This window comes from Wolbachia endosymbiont (group A) of Apotomis capreana, assembly GCF_964027025.1.
In the GTDB taxonomy this organism is placed as follows: domain Bacteria; phylum Pseudomonadota; class Alphaproteobacteria; order Rickettsiales; family Anaplasmataceae; genus Wolbachia; species Wolbachia pipientis.
Window position 1 is genome coordinate 381,689 of the sequence record NZ_OZ034721.1, and the last position, 22,584, is coordinate 404,272.

Here is a 22,584-nt window from a genome sequence, read left to right on the forward strand (position 1 = left end):
CGATTTATTTCAGTGCATGAGCTGGTCCTTTTCGGATTTTAGCGCTGTGTACATAACTGCACGAACGTCTAGTTTAGGGGTAAGAAAAATTAGGGCCCGCAAATTAATCCAAACACATAAGTGTAGTGTTACCACCAAATGCTGTAGTGTTAACACTTACAACTTTTTCTGTAGAAAAACGCTGTAAATAATGAGGACCACCAGCTTTTGGCCCAGTGCCAGATAGTCCTCTACCACCAAATGGTTGTATCCCAACTGCTGCACCTATCTGGTTACGGTTGATGTAGACATTTCCAACTGATATTTTTTTACTTATAGTGTCAATTTGACTTTGTATACGGCTCTGCAAAGAAAACGTAAGCCCATATCCAGTACTATTTATATCACTTATAACTTCATTTAATTGTGACTTGTTAAAACGTATGATATGTAAAATAGGACCAAATACTTCTTGCTTTAATTGCGAAATTTTTTGTATCTCATAAATATATGGAGGAAAGAAATAACCATTATGAGAATTTGCATCCATGGGTACTTTAAATAACAGATTTGAATCTTTATCCTCTGACATTTTTTGCGTATGTTGAGTGAGCATATCGATAGATGCTTTGTCAATTATTGGACCAATATCAGTACTAAGTTGTATTGGGTCACCAATCTTGAGTTCTTGCGCTGCACCGCATATCATTTTTATCTGCTTCTCTGCTATGTCCTCTTGAATAAACAGCACTCTAAGTGCAGAACAGCGTTGACCACTGCTACGAAACGCAGAAAGCAAAACATCCATAGCCACTTGCTCTAAAAGAGCAGAGCTATCAACTATCATAGCATTTAATCCGCCAGTTTCAGCAATAAATGGCACAATAGGACCATCCCTATTTGCAAGCATTCTATTAATTATTTGAGCGGTTTGTGTTGAACCAGTAAAAGCTACACCGGAAATTCTATTGTCTGGAACTAATATTTTGCCTAAATATCCACCATCCCCAGGAATGAGGTGCAACACATTTTTTGATATCCCAGCTTCATGTAGTATCTTAACAGCTTCATAGGCAATAATCGGCGTTTGCTCTGCCGGTTTTGCCAGCACTGCATTACCTGCTGCAAGTGCAGCTGAAACCTGCCCAATGAAGATAGCGAGCGGAAAATTCCACGGTGATATGCATAAGAAAACTCCTCTGCCTTCAAAAAAGATGAAGTTATCTTCACCTGTTGGCCCTGGCAATTTTTTCCAGTCGCTCAGTTCATTTTTTGCTATCATTGCATAATAACGCAGAAAGTCGATTGCCTCTCTTACTTCTGCTATTGCATCGGATAAAATTTTTCCTGCTTCCACAATCAGAATGTAAATTAACTCTTTCATCCTTTCCTCAAGCAAATCTGCAGCTTTTTCAAGGCATTTAGCGCGCTCTTCTGCTGAAACATTCTGCCACTTAGCAAAAGCACTATGTGCTATTTCAAGAGCGTTTAAAGCTTGATCGCTTGTTGCACTTGACACTTCTCCAATTACATTTTCCAAATGTGCAGGATTCACTACTTCGATAAATTCAGCATTATCAAATAGTGCTTTTCCATCAATTATTGGTCCAACTTGCCACTTTTTTTCACTAAAACCCTTTATATCATCTGCAAATTGTGAGACTATCACAGAATCACTAATATCCATCCCCAAGGAATTTTTTCTTTCTGGTCCCAAAATATCTTGTGGTAATGGAATGCCTGGATGAGGTTCATAATTAAAATTTATAGCTTTTTCCAGTGGATCTGAAATTAACTCATCGATTTTAACGTTAGGATCACTTATTTGATTAACAAACGAACTATTAGCTCCATTTTCAAGAAGGCGTCTTATAAGATAAGGCAACAAGTCACTATGTTCCCCAACGGGTGCGTAGACACGACAGCTAACATTTGTTGCAAGCTCTGACATTGCATAATCATATAAGTCTTTTGCCATTCCATGTAAGCGTTGAAATTCAAATCCAGGGTGGTTTTTATCAGCAAGTTCCATGATAGAAGCAAAAGTATAGACGTTATGAGTTCCAAAGCATGGGTAAAAGCTGTTTGGTTTACTCAAAAGTTTCTGTGCGCACACGAGGTAAGATACGTCAGTATAGCTTTTTCTTGTAAATACTGAGTAATCATTTAATCCCAATTCTTGCGTACACTTGATTTCTGAATCCCAATATGCACCTTTTACAAGCCTCACCATAATTTTGTGCTTTGATCGAATAGCAACATCCTCTACAAAGTCAAGAACAGATAAAGCACGTTTTTGATATGCTTGTACAGCCAAGCCGAGCCCTTCCCACTCAGAAAGTGATTCATCAAGCCGTAATTGTTCAAACAAGATTAAGGAAATTTCAAGCCTTTCTGTTTCTTCTGCGTCTATGCATAGTGAAATGTTGTATTTTTTTGCCTCGCGGCAGAGCTCTAAAACCTTAGTGAATATCTCACCAGCAATTCGGCCAAATTGACTAAATTCATAACGTGGGTGTAAAGCAGAAAGTTTGATTGAAATTCCATGGGATTTAAAACAATCATTTATTTCAGTGGATTCACCTATAGCTTTTATTGAGTGCATGTATGAATTAAAATACTCTTCTGCATCCTCAGTTGTGTGAGCAGCTTCGCCAAGCATATCAAAAGAGTATAAAAACTTACTATTGTCATCTAGTTTTGCGTACCTTAAAGCTTCTTCTATGGTTTCTCCAACAACAAAATGATTACCAAGCATAGACATTGCTTGTTTTACTGCTTTGCGAATGATCGGTTCTCCTAAATTCTTAAGTAACTTAGAAATTGCGTAATAGAACTTCGAATCGCCTTCATTATCTCTCAATATACTGCTACCTATCATTAAACTCCACGTGGAAGCATTGACGAACAATGAAGAAGAATATCCTAAATATTTACTCCATTCTTGATTGGCAATTTTATCTTTGATTAGCTCGTCTATTGTATAATCATCTGGTATTCTAAGTAGCGATTCAGCAAGGCACATCAATGCTATTCCTTCATCATTGGAAAGCGAGTATTGCTGCATAAAGGAATCTACAATACTTAATTTATTGTGTTTGATTTTTTCAATAACTTGTTTTGCAATATTATAAATTCTATTTTTTGAATCAGCCGAAAGCTCTGCTTTTTCTACAAGATAACGTATATAACTCTTTTCATCAGTACGATAAAATCCTTGTAAACGTTTTCTGAGTTCATTAGGTTCTTGTATAGAGCTTATCATATATAATTATCTCCAAAAAATACTCCGACACCATATGTATGGTGAAATTATATCATAACTTTGCGCAGAGCAAATTGCTATTTACAAAGGGATCAGGGCTGGCTAAAAGAAGTCCATGCAATAACTTCACTAAATCAAAAAGATTGTGCAAGTATGTAGCTCAACACTCCACCACACATCAAGTATTTAGTCTCAGTTGCGGTTTGTACACAGCATTTGAGTTGAATTGATTGCCTTGAATTATCCTTTCTTTTGATGATACATTCTAGATTTCCACCTGGCACTATTTCACCTTTTATGCTTATTACCTTACTACCATCAAATATCTTTCTGGTTATTCCATTTTGAAATACAAGTGGAAGAACACCCATACCAACTAAGTTGGACCTATGTATACGCTCAAAGCTTTCTGCAATGACAACTTTAACCCCCAACAATAAAGTACCCTTTGCTGCCCAATCCCTACTTGAACCTGTGCCATATTCTTTTCCTGCAACAATGATTAGAGGTACATTATTTTCCTTGTAACGCATTGCTGCATCAAAAATTGACATAATTTCTTGAGAAGGAATATATTTTGTATATCCACCTTCGGTGCTAACCATTTCATTTTTTATTCTAATGTTAGCAAAAGTGCCACGCATCATTACATTGTGATTACCACGGCGAGACCCATATGAATTGAAATCCTGTGGTTCAATTCCAAGCCCTTTTAAATATAGACCGGCAGGACTACTCGAGGCAATATTTCCCGCAGGGGAAATATGATCAGTAGTTATGCTATCGCCAAACATTGCCAATATTTGTGCACCCTTTATATCGATTTTATTATTTTTAGGTGATAAGTTATCAAAATAAGGCGGATTTTGTATGTAAGTGCTGTTTGCATCCCAATTATAGATTTCACTTTTTTCACACTTTATCTTTCGCCAATGTTCATCACCAGAAAAAACATCCTTATACTTTTGTATGAACATCTCACGTTTTACCACACTTTTAACACAATCTTCGATTTCATTGTTTGTTGGCCATATATCTTTGAGATAGACATCATTTCCATTCTTATCTTTGCATATTGAATCTTTTGTCAGATCAATTTGCACAGTACCAGCAAGTGCATATGCAACAACAAGTGGCGGAGATGCCAAGTAATTAGCTTTGACTAACGGATGAATTCTTCCTTCAAAGTTACGATTGCCAGATAAAACTGCAGCAACGGTTAAGTTTTTGTTTTTAATGCCATCTTCTATATCTTTATTAAGTGGACCAGAATTCCCAATGCAAGTTGTGCAACCATATCCAACTAGATTAAAACCCAAAGCATTTAGATCTACCTGCAATCCAGACTTTTCTAAATATTCTGTTACAACTTGTGACCCTGGAGCAAGAGAAGTTTTAACCCAAGGCTTTGATTTTAATCCAAGTTTAATTGCATTACGAGCTACAAGACCTGCAGCAATCATCACACTTGGATTAGAAGTATTAGTGCAGCTTGTTATTGCTGCACTAACTACACTTCCATCTTGGAGTTTATCGCTTTCCTTTGACTCATTAACTAAAAATGATTTAGAAAAAGACTCTGCCACTTGTGAAAGAAAAACCTTATCTTGTGGTCTTTTGGGACCAGCCATTACTGGCTCCACGCTTGATAAATCAAGCTCTAGTGTGTCAAAAAATGCTAACTCGTCACTACTACGCCACAGTCCTTGCTCTTTCGCATAAGCCTCAACTAGCTTAATCAGCTTTTCTGGCCTTCCGGTTAAGCTTAAATAATCTAGCGTTTTTTGATCAATTGGAAAAAATCCACAAGTTGCGCCATACTCCGGGGCCATGTTTGCTATAGTGGCTCTATCTGCCAAAGATAAATAATCTAAACCATCACCATAAAATTCTACAAACTTACCAACAACGCCTTTTGTTCTTAGGATATTGGTAACCGTCAGCACTAAATCGGTCGCAGTTACTCCTTCCGACAATCTGCCAATTAATTTAAATCCAACTACTTCTGGAATCACCATACTAATTGGTTGACCAAGCATCACAGACTCAGCTTCTATGCCTCCAACACCCCAACCAAGAACTGATAATCCGTTAACCATTGTAGTATGGCTGTCAGTACCAACTAAAGTATCAGGATATATGACTCCATCATTATTACACACAACTTGCGCTAAATATTCAAGATTCACTTGGTGGCAAATCCCTGTGCCAGGCGGCACTACTCTAAAATTTGTGAAGGACGATTCTCCCCACTTTAAAAATTGATATCTCTCCAAATTTCTTTTTACTTCTAACTCAACATTCTTACTGAATGCGGAAACACTTCCATAACTATCTACTTGAACAGAATGGTCAATCACAAGATCAACCGGTACAGACGGATTTATATTGCTTGGGTTTCCTCCATTTTTCTTAACATAGTCCCGCATTGAAGCTAGATCAACAACAGCAGGAACCCCTGTAAAATCTTGCATCAACACCCTTGCTGGTTTATAGCTAATTTCGTGATTAGTGTGTTTATTAACGCAGTCTGCTAGTACTCTTATGTCATCTAGCTTTACGTTCACTCCATCTTCATTGCGCAATAAACTTTCAAGCAGAACCTTAAGTGAGCAAGGCAATTTAGTCACATCTATTCCTAAAAATTCACTAGCACTACTTAGGCTAAAATAGTTGTATGACTTCCCGTCAATGTTTAAAGTCGTTTTTGCATTTAAAGAATTGTTCATCCTATCACACTATATTAGTTAAAATTGGAATTACTGCCGTTACTTTTTTGTTGTTGACCTTGCTGCTCATACATAGTTTCGAAATCTATCGGATCTAGCATCAGTGGGGGAAATCCACCACTACTTGTAACTCTTGCAATTATTTCTCTTGCAAAAGGAAAAAGAAAAGTAGGTCCGCCAATAAACAAAGCTTGTCTTACCTCTTCCTCACTCAACTCTTTTAAATTTTCTATTGAAAAAATGCCACAATATTTCGTCTCACAAATGAAAGCTACACCATCTTTTATGCCTTCATCTTTTACCGTTGCTTTGACTTCTATATGCAAAGTAATTTCATGAAAAGATTTTTCTTCATTCACTTCTTCTTTGTTTTTCGTCCCTTCTAATTTTGCTGAATTGATATTAACCATTACATTAATATCTGGAGCTTTACTAGAAGAAAGGAATGGCGAATTCGGATTCTCAAATGATAGATCTTTAACATATTGACCGTGAATTCTCATTTTTTGTTGTGGCATTTCTTACGTCTCCTTTAATTAAGTTGAGATATTTAATACTTTCTTATATAATATATTCATTTACAAACGAATAGCAAACCTGATTATAAGTTGATATGAAAAACATATTTTCATTAATAATTAATAATGTTCGGATACTTTATATGCCAAGGAGTTGAGTTACTATGATAGAGCTTGTAATATATGCTTTATTAGCGGCGTTCATTTTTTCACGTTTGTATAATTCTTTAGGAAGGTCAGCCAACCTCAACCTAAAAAAGCTAACTAATGTATTGGATGTAAGCCGAAGTAGAGAAGATGTAGTAGAAAACATTGAGGGTTACATTGATAGCAATGATGAAAATTCAATAAAAGTTACTTATAAACAAATATTAAAAAAAAACAAAGATTTTTCTATTTCCCACTTTATAGAAGGTTCAAGCATAGCTTTTGAATTAATAATAAAATGTTTCAATCAAGGAAATTTGTCTCAGTTAAAACCACTTCTCGATAAAGACTTATATGATAATTTTGCAGAGAAGATTAAACATCGTAAAGAGGTGCACGAGTCTATAATTGTTTCTATCGTTTCACAAAAGATTTTAGAAATAAAGCTAGTAAAAAACGCAGTGTTTATTGCAGTATATTTCCTTTCAGAGCAAATTAACTTCGTTAAGAACAATGAAGGAGATACAATATCAGGTAGTACATCCACTATTAATAAAGTTGAGGATGTATGGCAATTCAAAAAAAATGTTAATTCATCAGACCCAAGCTGGTTGCTTGTTTCTATTCACTATAAAAAGACAAGTAACGATAAGACAAATGATAAGTAAGATGAGTTTTATTTGAAATGGAAAGCAAGCTACGCGAAATAGTACTTGACACTGAAACGACAGGTCTTGACACTGAATCTGGTCATCGAATTATTGAAATAGGGTGTGTGGAATTAATTAATCGTATTCCAACAGGTAAAGTATTCCATCGGTACCTTAACCCAGAAAGAGATATACCTTATCACTCGTTTAAGATTCACGGTATTAGTGAAGAATTTTTAGAAGATAAACCATTATTTTCAGATGTTGCACTTGAATTTCTTGACTTTATATCTAATGATATTTTGGTAATTCACAACGCTGAATTCGATGTTAAGTTCCTTAACATGGAGCTAAGCAAGCTGAATGCTGGGTTAATTTCCTCAGATAGAGTGCTAGATACATTACCTCTTGCGAGGAAAAAATTCGCAGGATCACCTGCTTCTTTGAATGCATTATGTAAGCGTTTTGATATATCGCTAGAGAATAGAGAATTGCACGGAGCACTAGTTGATGCTCAATTGCTTGCAAAGGTATATGTTGAACTTACAGGAGGGTTACAAACCTTTCTGTTTGATAATGAATGCAATCAGGACAGTAACTCTACATTCGTTCAGCATAAAGTGCGTAATCTAACTCCCAGAGAACATTCACCAAATAGTGAAGAAATTGATGAACATAAGAAACTGTTAGACAAAATTAACAATACACTTTGGAATAAATATATTGAATAGATCAACCAATAAAGATACAATTTAATTTTACTGAGAGCACCCTAATGGTAAGGTTTATAAGATTGTTATCTAATATGCTAGTAGCATTAGCAGTTGTTTTTTTAGGTTATTGTTATTTCACTAAAAAAGGCATATTTGCCCCAGCAGCGATTCACAACGCAGAAGTTAAGATAGGCGGAGATTTTTCTTTAATTAATCAGGACGGACAGATCTTGCGCAGTAGTGATTTTAAAGATAAATACATGATGATTTTCTTTGGGTTTTCCTCATGCAAAAGAATTTGCCCTATGAACCTTGGAATAATTTCAGAAACACTTGCAAAGTTAGATGAGAAAACTAACAACAAGCTACAAACATTCTTCATCACAGTCGATCCTGAGCGCGATAGCACGGAAAGACTTAAAGAATTTCAGCAGCAATTTGACCACAGAATACAAATGTTAACTGGTGAAAGAGAAAAAATAGACGAAGTAATTGCAAAGTATAAAGTATATGCTAGCAAAGTTGGTGGAGAAGAAGAAATCAACCATTCTTCAATAATGTACCTTATTGGCCCTGGAGGAAAATATGTTACACACTTTGCAGCTGATTTAAATTCAGACGAAAGTCAATCTGATAAGATTTTGGCTGAGATAAGAAAATACGTAAACTGAATTATAGATTTTTCTGTTAATTAGTCGAGCATGCAACTGCATGAGCATTATGATTTGAGAGCAATCTCCATGGGAAGACACACACAACTGTACGAACGTTGTAGTTTGGGAGCAATTCCCACCAGTGGGGTGTCATCCCAGTGCCCAGACACTGGGATCCAGCTTCTATGCAACTTAATTAAAAACGTTTGTTTTAGCGTAAGACAACTACCTTTAGCTCATCAGCTCAGTTATAAGCAAAATTTCTGGATTCCAGTGGGCTTTGTTGCATCGCTACTTATGAAAGGCTAACTATAGTTAGGATTATAAGTAACCTATTGAAAATCTTGTTTTTTTGCAATCAATCTGATCAAATTTAAGAATAGTAATTTATTATTTACATTAATAAATTTAATTCTATTGAAAATAGCTAAAGCATTGAAATTCTTGAATTTTAGCCGGATTAGTGAGTGGTAGTGAAATTTCTTTTACTCAAATTTAGGTATTCACTGACCGTTCTTGTTATAAATACCAGAATAATAAGCTACTGATATTCTCCATCTTTTTTATCTTTAATCCATCATAGCTAGCGATGCAACAAAGCCATTCCAGTGTCAAGCACTGGAATGACATCATCTGTTGTGCAATTTACCTTCAAAAATGAATGTTCGTACAGTTATGGAAGACACATTGGAATGACACTATTTGCTGTCTTCAAAAATAAACATTCGTAAAGTTGTGCTTTTAATATGGGTTATCAGTTTAAAAATGTTGCTAATCAGCATATATGAATGTAATATTAATTAACATTCATAAACGAAGCAATACCATGGAAAATAGTTATAATGCCGATGCAATAAAAATCTTAAGGGGTCTTGATGCTGTAAGGAAACGTCCAGGTATGTACATTGGTGACACTGACGATGGATCTGGCTTGCACCACATGGTATATGAGGTTGTTGATAACGCAATAGATGAATCTTTAGCTGGATATTGTGATCAAATTGAAGTTAGCATAAATAAAGATGGTTCAGTATCTGTAACTGATAATGGTCGTGGCATTCCAACTGACATTCATGAAGAAGAAGGAATATCAGCAGCAGAGGTAATAATGACTCAACTCCATGCTGGTGGTAAATTTGACAGCAATACCTATAAAGTTTCTGGGGGATTACATGGTGTTGGAATCTCAGTTGTGAATGCATTATCAAGCTGGTTGGAATTAACTATTTGGCGCAATAAGAAAGAACACTTTATGCGTTTTGAAGATGGTGAGTCTATTGAACCTTTAAAGGTAGTCAACGAAAATACAAACAAAAGAGGAACTAAAGTCACGTTCATGCCATCAACAGAGACTTTTAATGGCATTAATTTCAGTTACTCAACGCTTGAAAGTCGTATAAGAGAATTAGCATTTTTAAATTCAAATATCGACATTACTTTACGTGATCTGCGCAATGAACCATATACAGAATCTCATTTCAATCAGAGCAATCAATCTAAAGACAATTTTGGTACAGCAAATTTTGTGCAGTATTTAGATAAGAATAAGACACATGTAACTAAAATTGCCAGTATGAAAGGAGATGCAGAAGATCTTGGCATCAGCTTGGAAATATCGATGGAATGGAATGATTCCTACTATGAGAATATGTTGTGTTTCACTAATAATATACGGCAACGAGATGGTGGTACGCATTTGGCAGGATTTAGATCTGCACTAACTAGATGTATCAATACCTATGCAACTAATGAAGGGTTTTTAAAGAAAGCAAAAGTAAATTTAACTGGAGAGGACGTTAGAGAAGGTTTAACTTGTGTTTTATCTCTTAAGATGCCTGATCCTAAGTTTTCTTCACAAACAAAAGATAAACTAGTTAGTTCTGAAGCACGTGCAGTTGTAGAAAGTATAGTTTCTGATAAATTGAGCACAATCCTTGAAACTGATCCCAAATTGGCAGCAAGCATAGTAGAAAGAGCAATCAGGTCAGCAAAAGGAAGAGAAGCTGCAAGAAAAGCGCGCGAGCTAGTTAAAAGCAAAAACAATATTGATATTGCAACTCTGCCAGGAAAGCTTGCTGATTGCCAGGAAAAAGCCCCTGAGTTATCGGAATTATTTATAGTAGAGGGTAATTCAGCAGGTGGTACTGCAAAGCAGGGGCGTAATCGTAAAACACAAGCAGTGCTTGCCTTAAGAGGAAAAATTCTAAACGTAGAACGTGTAAGTTTAAATCGTATTTTTTCATCTGCAGAAATAGGCTCTTTAATCACTGCAATTGGTGCTGGAATAGGGAGTGAACACTTCGATATTGAAAAAGCTAGATATCATAAAATTATCATCATGACAGATGCAGATGTTGATGGTTCACATATAAGAACTTTGATTCTAACTTTCTTTTTTAGACATATGCGTGAAGTTATTGAAAAAGGTTACTTATACATAGCACAGCCACCCCTCTATAAAGTTACAAAGAATGCCAAAGACACTTATATTAAAGATGACGAAACTTTTGAAGAGTATATAATAAACTCAGCAGTTAAAAGATTAACACTAAGTGGTACAGCTACAGAATTTAACAACTTACGCCTTATTTTGAATAAATGCGTTAGCACTTCTAATATTAGCAAAAATTATGATAGAGAAATACCACAAAATCTCTTAGAGTCATTGCTAATTTTAAGTAAAAAGAATGCTCTATCATCGGCTGATGAGATATTAAAGTATTTGAAGTTAATGTACAGCGAATACACTTGGGAAGTGGAAATAAAAGATGAAGAAAAAGAAATTCATATCTCTAAATTGTTTCAAGGATTGGCAGACAAATATATATTTGCACTTAGTATGCTTGAAGGCAAAGATATGCAAAACATATTAAGTTTGCTTGATGGTATAAGTAATTTATTTAATGGTGATTCATTTTTAAAGTCACAAGAAACTGAAATAAGAATCACTTCTCCAAGTACGCTTGCAAAAATAATAATGGACTATGGTAAAAAAGGTTTAACTCTGCAGAGATTTAAAGGTCTTGGTGAAATGAATGCTGATCAGCTATGGGATACTACGTTAAATCCTGAGGCTAGAACTTTATTAAAGGTTGAAATAAAAGATTGTGAAGAAGCTGATTCCATATTTTCAATATTAATGGGTGATATAGTTGAACCACGCCGTGATTTTATTAATAGCAATGCACTTAATGTGCATGATGTTGATATTTGAACTTTTAGCAAAATGTACGAACGTTACGGGTTTAAGCAAAGACTGTGTCATTCAAGTAGCTGACACTGGTTCCTTTATAACGGTGTCATTCCAGTGCTTGACACTGAAATCCAGGTTGCTCACAAGCAAACTAGCATAGAAAGTGGTTACAACGTTTTCGATGAGATTGCAGAAAGGCTGGATTCCAGTGTCAAGCACTGGAATGAAAGCAGTCCTACGTCATGCCGCGATTCATTCGCGGTATCTCTAGATCCCGCTAACAAGCAGCGGGATGACGGTTGTCAGGGTGTCATCCCACTACCTTCTCCTGTCATCCCAGTGCCTCCCTCCCCTGTCATCCAAGTAGCTTGACACTTGTATCTTTATGATGTGAGGCATTAGAGCTAAAATACCTCACAGGGAGGGTGAAGCTGATGCAACGCTAATGCCATTAAGGCCGAATCCCAGATTTTGCTTCCCTCCCATAGAGTTATAGCTCTTCTCATAATAATCCCAATAAGGTAAGAATGGATTTATGGTAGAGGGGTTTGTATGCCAGCAGCGTATAGTTACGACTTAAGGAAAAAAGCAATGGAAGCAATGGAAGCATTGGATGAAGGAGAAAGTAGAGCAACTGTTGCCAAGTGACCTTACCCAGAAAAAGTGGAGAGAAAGAAAGGAGTTTTTTCGGGTAAAATAAAATTTTGGAGGATTAGGCAGTGTCGACATTTATTTTAACCAAAGATAAATGCCAGCAATGTGAACAAAAGACAGAAAAGCTATGGCCAATTTGTCGTAGCGTGTAGCAACTCTGCGGAAGTGCTTGATTTTGTTGAACATCCTTTCGATTAAGTTTCTCTCTTTATACAATTCTTTGTCATATTCTCTTGGTGTTTTTCTGTTGGAACGCGGTGGGATTACTGGCTCAGCATTTACAGCTTCTGCAGCCTCAATCATATAATTTGCGTCATACCCTTTATCGGCAATAAGTGCCTCCATGTTCTTGCCTTCTATCAGGTCTAAAGCTTTTACGTAATCCGATCTTTGCCCTGCAGTAACAAAGAATCTCAGTGGGTTGCCCAAAGCATCACAAGCAGCGTGTAATTTGCTTGAAAATCCTCCTTTGCACCGTCCCAGCTCTTGTTCTTGTCTACCAGTTTCCACATTTTTTTCTTGCACCAGCAGCATGTTGATGTGCCCTGATTATTGTTGAGTCTATCATGAGCCACTCTGTGTCTCCATTAACAGCTAATGTGTTGAAAATCATCTGCCAAACACCAGATTTTGCCCACCTTATAAAACGTTTATGTACACTTGACCATTTTCCATACTCAGCCGGCAATGCTCTCCATGTTGCTCCTGTTCTACCTATCCACATTATTGCAGCTACGAATCTCCTGTTATCTTTTGCGCTTCTTCCTCTATCTCCTTCCTTACCTGGCAGACTGTTTTTTATTCTCTCCCATTGCTCATCTTTTAAATCATATAGCATTCTCTTTACCTATTAATAAAGAGTACTCTATATCACTATTTTTTTTATGTCGACAAGACCTAGAAATGGTAAGAGAATATACGGCAGAATTCAAATTGGAAGCTGTTAAGCTGGCAAATGAACAAAGAAAGGTAGGTCAACCAGTTGCAAAAGTAGCAAGAGATCTAGGAATAAGGGATAGTGTATTAGGAAAATGGATGAAGAAATATAACGAAAAAAAGTCAGCGGCAAATGCATTTCCAGGTAGAGGTAACATGGCTCCTTACGACAAAGAGAGGTTTGATTTACAAAGCAAGAGTAACAAGGGAAAGAGACATTTAAAAAAAAGCCCTGGCCAGTCAAAAAGAGTAAAATATTTTTTTATATAGTAACTGCTATAAAGTACAGGAATTATGTAGGATTTTCTGCTAGTGGCTACTATAAGTGGACCACAAGAAAAATAAGCAGTAGAGAATCAGCAAATAAAGAGCTACTCGCAGCTATTCAAAAAATATATCAAGTTTCTAAATGTAGATATGGAGCTCCTAAAATTCATGCTGAATTGAAGGCTTTGGGTAAAAGTTGCAACTTAAAAACAGTGCAAAGTATTATGCAGAAAAATGGTATTCAGGCTATATTGAGAAGAAAATTTAAAATTAAGAAACAACAAACGGACAGTAGCTCCCAATATATTAGACCAAAACTTTATTGTCGATCAACCAAATAAAGTATGGGATTACTTATATAAAAACCAAAGAAGGATGGCTATATTTGGCAACAATAATCGATCTATATTCACGCATGGTAGTTAATGAGCAGTTCAATAAATAAACAATTGGTTATGGACTCTTTATTAATGGCCGTTAACAAGCGTAAACCTGCCAAAAATCTACTATTACATAGTGATCAAGGTTCACAATATACTTCGCAAGGTTATCAATATCTCTTATCCATAAAAAACATAGATGAGTTATAAAGGTTGTTGTTACGACAATTCTGTTGTGGAAAGCTTCTTCAGTTCTCTAAAAAGGGAGTTACCAATAGACACCTCTCGACACTCTAAACAGCATATCAAAACTGCTATATTTGAATATATAGAAATTTTTTATAACAAACAACGTCACTATTAACTATTGCATTCCTGAGCATTTTGATTCATCATTCTCTTTGTGAAAAACATTCCAAACTTTCTCTCCACTTTTTCTGGGTAAGGTCAGTCAAACCTCCATTTTTTTTATATCAATTTATTACTTTTTTTTCGGTTTGACACACTTTTTTGAACATTCCCAACGAAAAAAGAAAAACAAGGTTTAATTTTCTTTTTTATTTGCGATTTATCTATTAATTAACCGTGAAAGGTTACGTGTAATGCTTCTTCACATAATTATCAATAATTGCCTTAAATTCTTCAGAGACATTATCACCTTGTAAAGTTTTGAAATATTTGCCGTTTTTGTAGACTGCTGAAACAGGTTTTTCTCCATATCCAGGTAAGCTGATTCCCAAATTTGCGTGTTTGCTTTCTCCAGGACCATTTACTATGCATCCCATAACAGCAATGTTCATATGCTCTACACCTGGATTTTTTTTCTTCCACATCGGCATATGAGTTTTTATATAGCCATTCACCTCTTCAGTTAATATACGAAAACGATTGCTACTCGTGCGCCCACAACCAGGACATGAATTAACCTGAGGGTTAAAGTGTCGCAAGCCTATAGACTGCAATATTTCCTGACACACCACCACTTCATTAGTACGCGATTCACCAGGACGTTGAGTCAAAGAAGCCCGTATTGTATCTCCAATGCCATTTTGCAATAAATAAGTAAGCCCTGCTGCGGTATTTACCACACCTTTATTGCCCATACCAGCCTCAGTTAAACCCAAATGCAGCGCATAATTGGAAGATTTTGCAAGTGCCATATAAACTAAAATTAAATCTTGTACTTTGCTAACTTTACATGAAATGATTATTTTGTTTGAATTTAGACCAATTTCTTCAGCTTTTTTTGCACTATCAAGAGCAGACATTACAAGTGCTTTGCGCAGTATAACGTCAGAAGGCCTTGAATTACTAAGCGAAGAGTTTTCATCCATCAATTTTTGCAAAAGGTATTTATCAAGACTACCCCAATTTACCCCAATTCTAACCGGAAGATCGTGCATTATTGCATACTCTATCACCCTTTCAAACTTCTCATCACGTTTGTCGCCAAAGCCTATATTGCCTGGATTGATTCTAATTTTACCCAGCATTTTGATGTTGTCTGGATAATCTTGAACTAATTTATCTAGCTCATATTGACCGCAGCCTACCAATATTTTACCGTCAAAACCTTCTTTATTTATCTCTTCTACTATATAAGGTATTGCTCTTGCTACCTCCTCTGAGTTCAAGGCAATTCGCACCAATTCTGAACCTGTACGCGCTAGTTCTGTTATCTCTTTTGCATAATGTTTTGCGCTACTTTTTATATTATCAGAATCTATATGCACACCAAGCGCCATAGATTGTACAACTACAGGATTATTTCCGCCTATCTTTACTTTTCCAACTTCTACAACATGAGTTTTGTGCCTGGAAATTGGCGATAATTCACATGCATCGTCATTCAATATCAGGTCTGTATCTAGCATATTATTAATTGTGATACTATTTTACTGTGTCAGCTACGCTGCCAAACGAACTTGAACCATTCAAACTATAAGCATCTACGTTATCCAAATTAGCAATAGAATCATGTGAGCACGTTCTTCTTGAAGGAGTTTCTTTTATAGTGATATTTATAGGAGAAACTTTCTTTTCTCGTGTTGAAGTAACTTTCTTCCCTTCTTGTTGTTCACTTTCATGCTGTTTACTTTCATACTGAGAAACTGGCTCTTGATCTATAAATACAGCACCCTTTAAACGTGCGATATTAATACCATGCTGATTTATCATAGTGCTCTCTTCATCGTCGACTATGCAAGCTTCCATGTCATTTGGCTCATTATCAAGACTAGCAATTTTTTTCTCTTTTAATTTTTTGATTAGATCTTCTTTATTTATAGCTCGATCTTGTAATTTTTTTTTCTTGAGCAATTCCCTACGCTTCTCATACAGTTTATATGACTCAGCAAAATCCTCATCTGTATGAAAGTTTGCACCACCAGGGTTACCAGGAGGTATGTATCTCTTACTGAGCTTAGATTTAGCTTCAGCACTATGCACAGTAAAAAAGCTAGAAACCAAAAACATTAATATAAATAAAATTTTAGAAAAAACCCTAAGCATATGGTGCTATAGTAAATATCGTGTTTTAAAAGATAGCAATTAACAAACTTTAAGTAAACCAGAATCTTTACTAACTTTACAATACAAATATTTTTCTAAAAAGTGATATGTTTGCTATCAAAAAAACCTACGCAGACTAAGAGAAGAGTAAGGTGTTACAAGTTGCGTAACACCTTTTCAAGAAAAGTGTTATGCAGCTATATGTTTGCAACTTTTAAGTTATTCTGTAGTTTTTCAGTACCATCGGTAGTATCTACATTACTAAGTTTTGCGTCTGGCGTATCTTTAGATAAGTCGTTTTTCTTCTCTTTATCAAGCTTAACTCCCTGATAGATACAGAATGCAACAAAACTAGTTATTGCTATTGCGGCAACAGCACTGACTATGATACAAATTGCCATTATTTTTTGTTGATCTGCTACTGCCTCTGCAAGTGTTTCCACTTTTTCTTGCAGGCCGTTTAAGTGCTCTTGCATAGCTTGAAACTGCTTAGTACCAATCTTGTCTTCTAATGCACTAAAAACTTTTTCAAACTGCTCAACATCTATCTTTTGAGCTTCTTGCCATTCTTTTAATGCACTAAATACCTCTTCAAACTGTTTAGCATCTATCTTTTGAGCTTCTTGCCATTCTTTTAATGCACCAAAAACTTTTTCAAACTGCTCAGCATCAATTTTTTGACTTTCTTGCAATTCTGTTACACCTAGGCAGTGTCGACATTTATTTTAACCAAAGATAAATGCCAGCAATGTGAACAAAAGACAGAAAAGCTATGGCCAATTTGTCGTAGCGTGTAGCAACTCTGCGGAAGTGCTTGATTTTGTTGAACATCCTTTCGATTAAGTTTCTCTCTTTATACAATTCTTTGTCATATTCTCTTGGTGTTTTTCTGTTGGAACGCGGTGGGATTACTGGCTCAGCATTTACAGCTTCTGCAGCCTCAATCATATAATTTGCGTCATACCCTTTATCGGCAATAAGTGCCTCCATGTTCTTGCCTTCTATCAGGTCTAAAGCTTTTACGTAATCCGATCTTTGCCCTGCAGTAACAAAGAATCTCAGTGGGTTGCCCAAAGCATCACAAGCAGCGTGTAATTTGCTTGAAAATCCTCCTTTGCACCGTCCCAGCTCTTGTTCTTGTCTACCAGTTTCCACATTTTTTTCTTGCACCAGCAGCATGTTGATGTGCCCTGATTATTGTTGAGTCTATCATGAGCCACTCTGTGTCTCCATTAACAGCTAATGTGTTGAAAATCATCTGCCAAACACCAGATTTTGCCCACCTTATAAAACGTTTATGTACACTTGACCATTTTCCATACTCAGCCGGCAATGCTCTCCATGTTGCTCCTGTTCTACCTATCCACATTATTGCAGCTACGAATCTCCTGTTATCTTTTGCGCTTCTTCCTCTATCTCCTTCCTTACCTGGCAGACTGTTTTTTATTCTCTCCCATTGCTCATCTTTTAAATCATATAGCATTCTCTTTACCTATTAATAAAGAGTACTCTATATCACTATTTTTTTTATGTCGACAAGACCTAACCAATTGCACAAAATTCCTTTTACCATTTTAACCCCCTAGTTAATTAATATATTATAATTTTACATTCCCAATGTTTAAATTATTATTAAATTAACTGTCATTATGTATTGACCTTTTAATAATTTTGTTTGACTTGCTTTTTGAAAGTGCGGAAACTTAAATTAAGGTATTACAAGATTGTTATTCAACCAATATCTCTCTTTTCCCTGAGTAATTTGGAGCGCTGACAATACCTTCCTTTTCCATTCTTTCAACGATGTTTGCTGCTCTGTTATAGCCTATTCTAAGCTGCCTTTGAATGTAACTGGTTGAAACTTTTTGATCTCTTTGAATGATGGCCACTGCTTGGTTATAGAGGTCATTTTCTTCATCCTCCGTTTCATCGTGTGACTCTGTAGAAGAATTTTCATCTTCTTTAGTGATTTCCTCCATGTAGTTTGGCTCACCTTGCATTTTCAGATGATCAACTATATCTTGCACCTCATTATCACTTACAAATGGGCCGTGAACTCGAATGATCTTACCACCAGAGGCCATATAGAGCATGTCACCCATGCCGAGCAATTGTTCAGCCCCTTGTTCGCCAAGTATTGTACGGCTATCTATCTTCGAAGTAACAGCAAAACTGATTCTCGTTGGAAAGTTCGCCTTTATCACACCTGTGATCACATCCACAGATGGGCGTTGTGTTGCCATTATGATGTGTATTCCTGCAGCACGAGCCATCTGAGCTAAGCGTTGAATAGAGCACTCTATTTCTTTGCCGGCAACAAGCATCAAATCTGCCATTTCATCCACGATCACTACAATATACGGAAATGTCTCCATCTTGATTGGTATTTTTTCAAACAAAGGCTTACCTGTTGTTGAGTTAAAGCCAATCTGCACAACGCGCTCCAATTCTATTCCACTATTCATCGCTTCTGTGATTTTTTGATTATAGTTTATAACATTGCGTACATTCAAATACGACATCATGCGATAGCGGTTTTCCATTTCTTTCACTATCCACTTAAGAGCGACTACAGCCTTTTTTGGCTCTGTTACTACTGGCGTTATTAGATGCGGTATTGCATCATATATTGAAAGCTCAAGCATTTTTGGGTCGATCATTATCATCTTACATTCATCAGGACTTAATCGATAAACGAGTGAAAGAATCATAGTATTAATCGCAACTGATTTACCAGACCCTGTGGTTCCAGCAACAAGCAAGTGAGGCATTTTAGTCAGATCTGCAATAACTGGTTTTCCGCTTATTTCTTTGCCAAGCGCAATTGGGAGATTTAAGTTTGCATTTTGGTATTCTGGTGATTCAAGCAAATCACGCAGCATTACAATTTCCCGTTCCTTGTTCGGCAACTCTATTCCCATAGCATTTTGCCCACGAATTATTGAAATACGTGCAGAGAGTGCACTCATCGAACGTGCAATGTCATCTGCAAGGCCAATTACTCTTGCAGATTTCGTGCCAGCTTGTGGTTCAAGTTTGTATAAAGTCACAACCGGCCCATAGCATACACTGATAATTTTTCCTTGCACGCCAAAATCACTCAGGACTTGTTCCAGCAGAGATAAATTTTTATTGCTCTCCATTTCATTCAGCTGTTTTCTCTGCAAAGACTCCTCTGCTTTGGAAAGTAAATGAATGCTTGGAAATTCGAACTCACTGAAAATTTCTTTGGTGGCTTTTTTCTGTCTTTCTTTTGGTTGTTGTTTAGTAGTGATTTTAGTTTTATGTTTTTCTTCTACTACTAATGGTGCAACTGAATATTCAGCAGTTTTATGTGATCTGAAGAATGGAACATTTACAAATAAGCAAGCTATTTTTTTACATAAGAAGAATAGAGAGTAAATTGTTCTCTTCCAACCAACAGATCCTACAAGACCTATTGATGTTACTATCACAAATATATAAAACGGGCAGTTATTAATTAGTGCATTCCCTATTATTCCACTGTGTCTGTACCTTGCAGTGATGCCTAGCGAAAGTTGTGGTAATATAGCACATACCCCTAAATTGATTAATATTAAATAGAGAATTTTCAGCAGTATTTTTGCTGGCCTGAAGATCAACAAGTAAACTATGGTTGTAGCTATTGTAACACTAGTTAATCCAAGAAATTGAACCAATATATCAGCTAAATATGAACCTACTATTCCACCTAAATTTGTCACTTCCTCATTTGTAGCCGTGTTTAAGGAAGGATCTTTATAGTTATAGCTAAAAACTGATATATATATATATATTAAAAGGGATAGATATATTGCTGATTTTAGATATTTTTTTAACATCTACCTAAAGTAGTAAGCTACTGTATATTTTACAAAGTGAATTGTTATTAGCAATATCATTATAGATAAATCTAATCCGTTGAACGGTGGTATATATCTTCTAATAATCTTTAGTGGTGGATATGTCAATTGGTTCAAGATGTGCATTATGCTACTGACAGTTTCATTATATATGTTCACCATATTAAGTTTAACCAGCCAGTTTAGGACAACCCAACATATTAGAATGAAGCTATAAAGATCAAGTAACGTATTGAGTAGATATATGATTGGATGCATACATATCTATTACACGAAAGTTATATAAAAGACAAGTATTTAGCCTTTTCAAACTCAAAATGTTGTTTTTGCTGAACCAAAAAAAACTTCATTTTTTGAGCTGCGCAAAGCCACCTAAAGTAGAGAATGGACAAGGAAGGAGGGGTGTATAATATATATTAATGTTGATATTTATTTCTTATAAATATCATCTCTATGTCCTATCTCTGTGATAGTTACTATATGATCTAATTGATTTACTCTGTAAATTACACGATAGTCACCAACTCTTAGCCTTCTACGTCCTTTTAAGTTATGATGTAGTGGTTCACCAAAATTTATTGGGTCAACTGTAAGACGTTCTTTTATAGCCTTTTGAACTTTTAGCCTTATTGTCTTTGGAAGGTTTGGTAAATCTTTTTCAACAACACTCTTTAGAGACTTAACCTTGTAACGCTCTAATCCCACTTAATATCTTCAAAATCAACTGTTTCTGCACCTTCAACATCACGCTCATCAGAAATTTTAGATACTAAAAAATCCTCCATTTCAAGCTCAACTGCTTCTCTAAATAGTTTTCCTGCTAATTCTTGAACGGGCTGTTTAGTAAATTCAGATAATTCAGCAAGATGCTTTAAAGTTTCTTCGCTAAGAGCTATGTTAATGCCTGAATTTGCCATATGTTTTACCAAAGTCCACTAATAATTATACAACATTTTTTTTAATTTTTCAATAAAGAAAGGAGTGGTGTATAAAAATATATTTAATGTTTCAGTAGGTCCAATATTGCCTGCTTGTAAATATTGTCCCTGTGTCCTATTGAAACAATAATTACTATACGTTTTACAATATTTACACGGTAGACAATACGATAATCATCAGCAACTTTTATTCTTCTATGTTCCTTTAATCTCTTGCGTAGCAACACACCGTTACCAATAGGATCAGTCTCAAGATACTCTTTTATTGCATCTTTAATACTTGGCTTTACATCTTCCGGCAAGGAAGGCAAATTTCTTTTAAGAACATGCTTTAGATATTTAATGGTGTATTGCTTATTTCCAGATGTCTTCACTATCCTCTACTTCTTCTGCATCATCAGAATTTAACTCCCTAATAATTTTGGAAAATGCAATATCTTCCGCTTCAAGTTCGATTGCTTCCTTGACTAGCTTTTCTGTTAATTTTTGAACAGACTGCTTGGTGGCTCTAGCTAGTTCAACAAGATGCTGCGAAGTTTCTGGGTTGAAAGTTACACTAACTTTTGAATTTACCATAAGCTTTACCAAAGTCTACTACTATAGCTATTTTACAACATTTTTTTTAATTTTTCAATAAAGAAAGGAAGGAGGGCTGTATAAAAATATATTTAATGTTTATCAAGTAGCCTTCTCATAAATGGTGTCTCTATGTCCTGCTGTAGCAACAAACACCTTATGTTTTGCAATATTTACAGTATAAATAATTCGATAATCACTAACCCTTATTCTTCTATACCCTTTTAGCCTGCCACGTAATGGTTTACCAAATTTAATTGGATCAGTTGTAAGCCGCTCGTTTATCGCTTTTGTAATCCTTGATCTTATTGTTTTTGGAAGATTTAGAAAATCTCTTTCAGTAAAGTTTTTTGAGTAGACAATATCGTATTTCAGTTTATGTCCTCTCCCTTTCAGATAGTACTGTGTTCCAGTCTACATCCTCACATTCCTTAATAGTTTTATATAACGCAATATCTTCTACTTCGCACTCGATTCCTTCGATGACTAACCTTTTTGCTAGTTCTTGAACGGATTCCTTGGTGATTTCAGCTAACTTAGTAAGGTTATGTGAAGTTTTTGGGTCAAAAGTTATACTAATTCCTGAATCTGTCATATGTTTTACCAAAGTCT

Annotated in this window: 25 protein-coding genes and 2 pseudogenes; 11 read left to right on the forward strand and 16 right to left on the reverse strand. The window is 35.7% G+C overall.

Annotation, left to right across the window (positions count from 1 at the left end; all coding sequences use genetic code 11):
* Positions 1–103: 103 nt before the first annotated feature.
* From putA to secB, 3 genes are all read right to left on the reverse strand, one after another.
* On the reverse strand, positions 104–3,244 hold the full coding sequence (gene putA / locus AAGD50_RS01900) for a bifunctional proline dehydrogenase/L-glutamate gamma-semialdehyde dehydrogenase PutA (protein ID WP_265024580.1): 3,141 nt from the start codon (positions 3,242–3,244) through the stop codon (positions 104–106).
* 134 nt (positions 3,245–3,378) lie between these two features.
* Positions 3,379–5,973 (reverse strand): aconitate hydratase AcnA, encoded by a 2,595-nt coding sequence (acnA, locus tag AAGD50_RS01905; RefSeq protein WP_341810074.1) that lies wholly within the window; start codon positions 5,971–5,973, stop codon positions 3,379–3,381.
* Between the two features lie 14 nt (positions 5,974–5,987).
* Complete coding sequence (gene secB, locus AAGD50_RS01910) at positions 5,988–6,491, reverse strand: protein-export chaperone SecB (protein WP_006279761.1); 504 nt, start codon at positions 6,489–6,491, stop codon at positions 5,988–5,990.
* A gap of 164 nt (positions 6,492–6,655) precedes the next feature.
* Between secB and AAGD50_RS01915 the strand changes: the two genes are divergently transcribed.
* The 7 genes from AAGD50_RS01915 (at position 6,656) to AAGD50_RS01945 (ending at position 12,219) form a co-directional block, all read left to right on the forward strand.
* Complete coding sequence (locus tag AAGD50_RS01915) at positions 6,656–7,306, forward strand: Tim44/TimA family putative adaptor protein (RefSeq protein ID WP_155968284.1); 651 nt, start codon at positions 6,656–6,658, stop codon at positions 7,304–7,306.
* A gap of 17 nt (positions 7,307–7,323) precedes the next feature.
* Complete coding sequence (gene dnaQ, locus AAGD50_RS01920) at positions 7,324–8,019, forward strand: DNA polymerase III subunit epsilon (protein WP_064124802.1); 696 nt, start codon at positions 7,324–7,326, stop codon at positions 8,017–8,019.
* 44 nt (positions 8,020–8,063) lie between these two features.
* Positions 8,064–8,672 carry an SCO family protein gene (locus tag AAGD50_RS01925; protein ID WP_155968286.1) on the forward strand — a complete coding sequence of 203 codons (609 nt, stop codon included), beginning with the start codon at positions 8,064–8,066 and terminating at the stop codon, positions 8,670–8,672.
* A 30-nt stretch (positions 8,673–8,702) separates the two neighbouring features.
* Positions 8,703–8,963 (forward strand): hypothetical protein, encoded by a 261-nt coding sequence (locus AAGD50_RS01930; RefSeq protein ID WP_010962369.1) that lies wholly within the window; start codon positions 8,703–8,705, stop codon positions 8,961–8,963.
* Between the two features lie 299 nt (positions 8,964–9,262).
* Positions 9,263–9,385 carry a hypothetical protein gene (locus tag AAGD50_RS01935; protein ID WP_010962370.1) on the forward strand — a complete coding sequence of 41 codons (123 nt, stop codon included), beginning with the start codon at positions 9,263–9,265 and terminating at the stop codon, positions 9,383–9,385.
* Between the two features lie 95 nt (positions 9,386–9,480).
* Positions 9,481–11,868, forward strand: coding sequence for a DNA topoisomerase (ATP-hydrolyzing) subunit B (gene gyrB / locus AAGD50_RS01940; RefSeq protein ID WP_155968288.1), 2,388 nt, complete (start codon positions 9,481–9,483; stop codon positions 11,866–11,868).
* 93 nt (positions 11,869–11,961) lie between these two features.
* The gene (locus tag AAGD50_RS01945) at positions 11,962–12,219 is read left to right on the forward strand and encodes a hypothetical protein (protein ID WP_264723705.1); all 258 of its coding nucleotides are present in this window, start codon (positions 11,962–11,964) and stop codon (positions 12,217–12,219) included.
* Positions 12,220–12,576: 357 nt separating this feature from the next.
* On the opposite strand, the pseudogene AAGD50_RS01950 reads toward AAGD50_RS01945, so the two are convergent.
* Positions 12,577–13,339, reverse strand: a pseudogene (locus AAGD50_RS01950) (IS5 family transposase).
* A 65-nt stretch (positions 13,340–13,404) separates the two neighbouring features.
* Between AAGD50_RS01950 and AAGD50_RS01955 the strand changes: the two are divergent.
* From AAGD50_RS01955 to AAGD50_RS01965, 4 genes are all read left to right on the forward strand, one after another.
* Positions 13,405–13,707, forward strand: coding sequence for a transposase (locus AAGD50_RS01955; protein ID WP_151807816.1), 303 nt, complete (start codon positions 13,405–13,407; stop codon positions 13,705–13,707).
* 122 nt (positions 13,708–13,829) lie between these two features.
* On the forward strand, positions 13,830–14,045 hold the full coding sequence (locus AAGD50_RS06790; protein WP_353286574.1) for an IS3 family transposase: 216 nt from the start codon (positions 13,830–13,832) through the stop codon (positions 14,043–14,045).
* Between the two features lie 84 nt (positions 14,046–14,129).
* Positions 14,130–14,294 (forward strand): DDE-type integrase/transposase/recombinase, encoded by a 165-nt coding sequence (locus tag AAGD50_RS01960; protein ID WP_156768648.1) that lies wholly within the window; start codon positions 14,130–14,132, stop codon positions 14,292–14,294.
* On the forward strand, positions 14,284–14,448 hold the full coding sequence (locus AAGD50_RS01965; RefSeq protein ID WP_080717620.1) for an IS3 family transposase: 165 nt from the start codon (positions 14,284–14,286) through the stop codon (positions 14,446–14,448). The genes AAGD50_RS01960 and AAGD50_RS01965 overlap by 11 nt, the downstream gene beginning before the upstream one ends.
* A 229-nt stretch (positions 14,449–14,677) precedes the next feature.
* On the opposite strand, the gene ispG is transcribed toward AAGD50_RS01965, so the two are convergent.
* The 12 genes and pseudogenes from ispG to AAGD50_RS02025 form a co-directional block, all read right to left on the reverse strand.
* Entirely contained in the window at positions 14,678–15,958 is a 1,281-nt protein-coding gene (gene ispG / locus AAGD50_RS01970) for a flavodoxin-dependent (E)-4-hydroxy-3-methylbut-2-enyl-diphosphate synthase (protein ID WP_265040976.1), read from the reverse strand.
* Positions 15,959–15,974: 16 nt separating this feature from the next.
* Positions 15,975–16,595: a TRP75-related protein gene (locus AAGD50_RS01975; protein WP_264723708.1), complete on the reverse strand. Its 621-nt coding sequence runs from the start codon at positions 16,593–16,595 to the stop codon at positions 15,975–15,977.
* Positions 16,596–16,792: 197 nt separating this feature from the next.
* Entirely contained in the window at positions 16,793–17,287 is a 495-nt protein-coding gene (locus AAGD50_RS01980) for a hypothetical protein (RefSeq protein ID WP_341810075.1), read from the reverse strand.
* A 28-nt stretch (positions 17,288–17,315) separates the two neighbouring features.
* A pseudogene (locus tag AAGD50_RS01985) lies at positions 17,316–18,078 on the reverse strand (IS5 family transposase).
* A 244-nt stretch (positions 18,079–18,322) separates the two neighbouring features.
* Positions 18,323–20,437 carry an FtsK/SpoIIIE family DNA translocase gene (locus tag AAGD50_RS01990; RefSeq protein ID WP_264723709.1) on the reverse strand — a complete coding sequence of 705 codons (2,115 nt, stop codon included), beginning with the start codon at positions 20,435–20,437 and terminating at the stop codon, positions 18,323–18,325.
* Entirely contained in the window at positions 20,438–20,716 is a 279-nt protein-coding gene (locus tag AAGD50_RS01995; protein ID WP_006279515.1) for a YggT family protein, read from the reverse strand.
* Between the two features lie 171 nt (positions 20,717–20,887).
* Complete coding sequence (locus AAGD50_RS02000; protein WP_264723710.1) at positions 20,888–21,163, reverse strand: type II toxin-antitoxin system RelE family toxin; 276 nt, start codon at positions 21,161–21,163, stop codon at positions 20,888–20,890.
* Positions 21,154–21,375 carry a hypothetical protein gene (locus AAGD50_RS02005; protein WP_006279415.1) on the reverse strand — a complete coding sequence of 74 codons (222 nt, stop codon included), beginning with the start codon at positions 21,373–21,375 and terminating at the stop codon, positions 21,154–21,156. Before AAGD50_RS02005 ends, AAGD50_RS02000 begins: the two co-directional genes overlap by 10 nt.
* An 83-nt stretch (positions 21,376–21,458) precedes the next feature.
* Positions 21,459–21,770, reverse strand: coding sequence for a type II toxin-antitoxin system RelE family toxin (locus AAGD50_RS02010; protein ID WP_253303024.1), 312 nt, complete (start codon positions 21,768–21,770; stop codon positions 21,459–21,461).
* Positions 21,751–21,972 (reverse strand): hypothetical protein, encoded by a 222-nt coding sequence (locus AAGD50_RS02015; protein WP_095742622.1) that lies wholly within the window; start codon positions 21,970–21,972, stop codon positions 21,751–21,753. The genes AAGD50_RS02010 and AAGD50_RS02015 overlap by 20 nt, the downstream gene beginning before the upstream one ends.
* Before the next feature lie 102 nt (positions 21,973–22,074).
* On the reverse strand, positions 22,075–22,368 hold the full coding sequence (locus AAGD50_RS02020) for a type II toxin-antitoxin system RelE family toxin (RefSeq protein ID WP_306700832.1): 294 nt from the start codon (positions 22,366–22,368) through the stop codon (positions 22,075–22,077).
* On the reverse strand, positions 22,349–22,567 hold the full coding sequence (locus AAGD50_RS02025; RefSeq protein WP_006279413.1) for a hypothetical protein: 219 nt from the start codon (positions 22,565–22,567) through the stop codon (positions 22,349–22,351). Before AAGD50_RS02025 ends, AAGD50_RS02020 begins: the two co-directional genes overlap by 20 nt.
* Between the last annotated feature and the right edge of the window lie 17 nt (positions 22,568–22,584).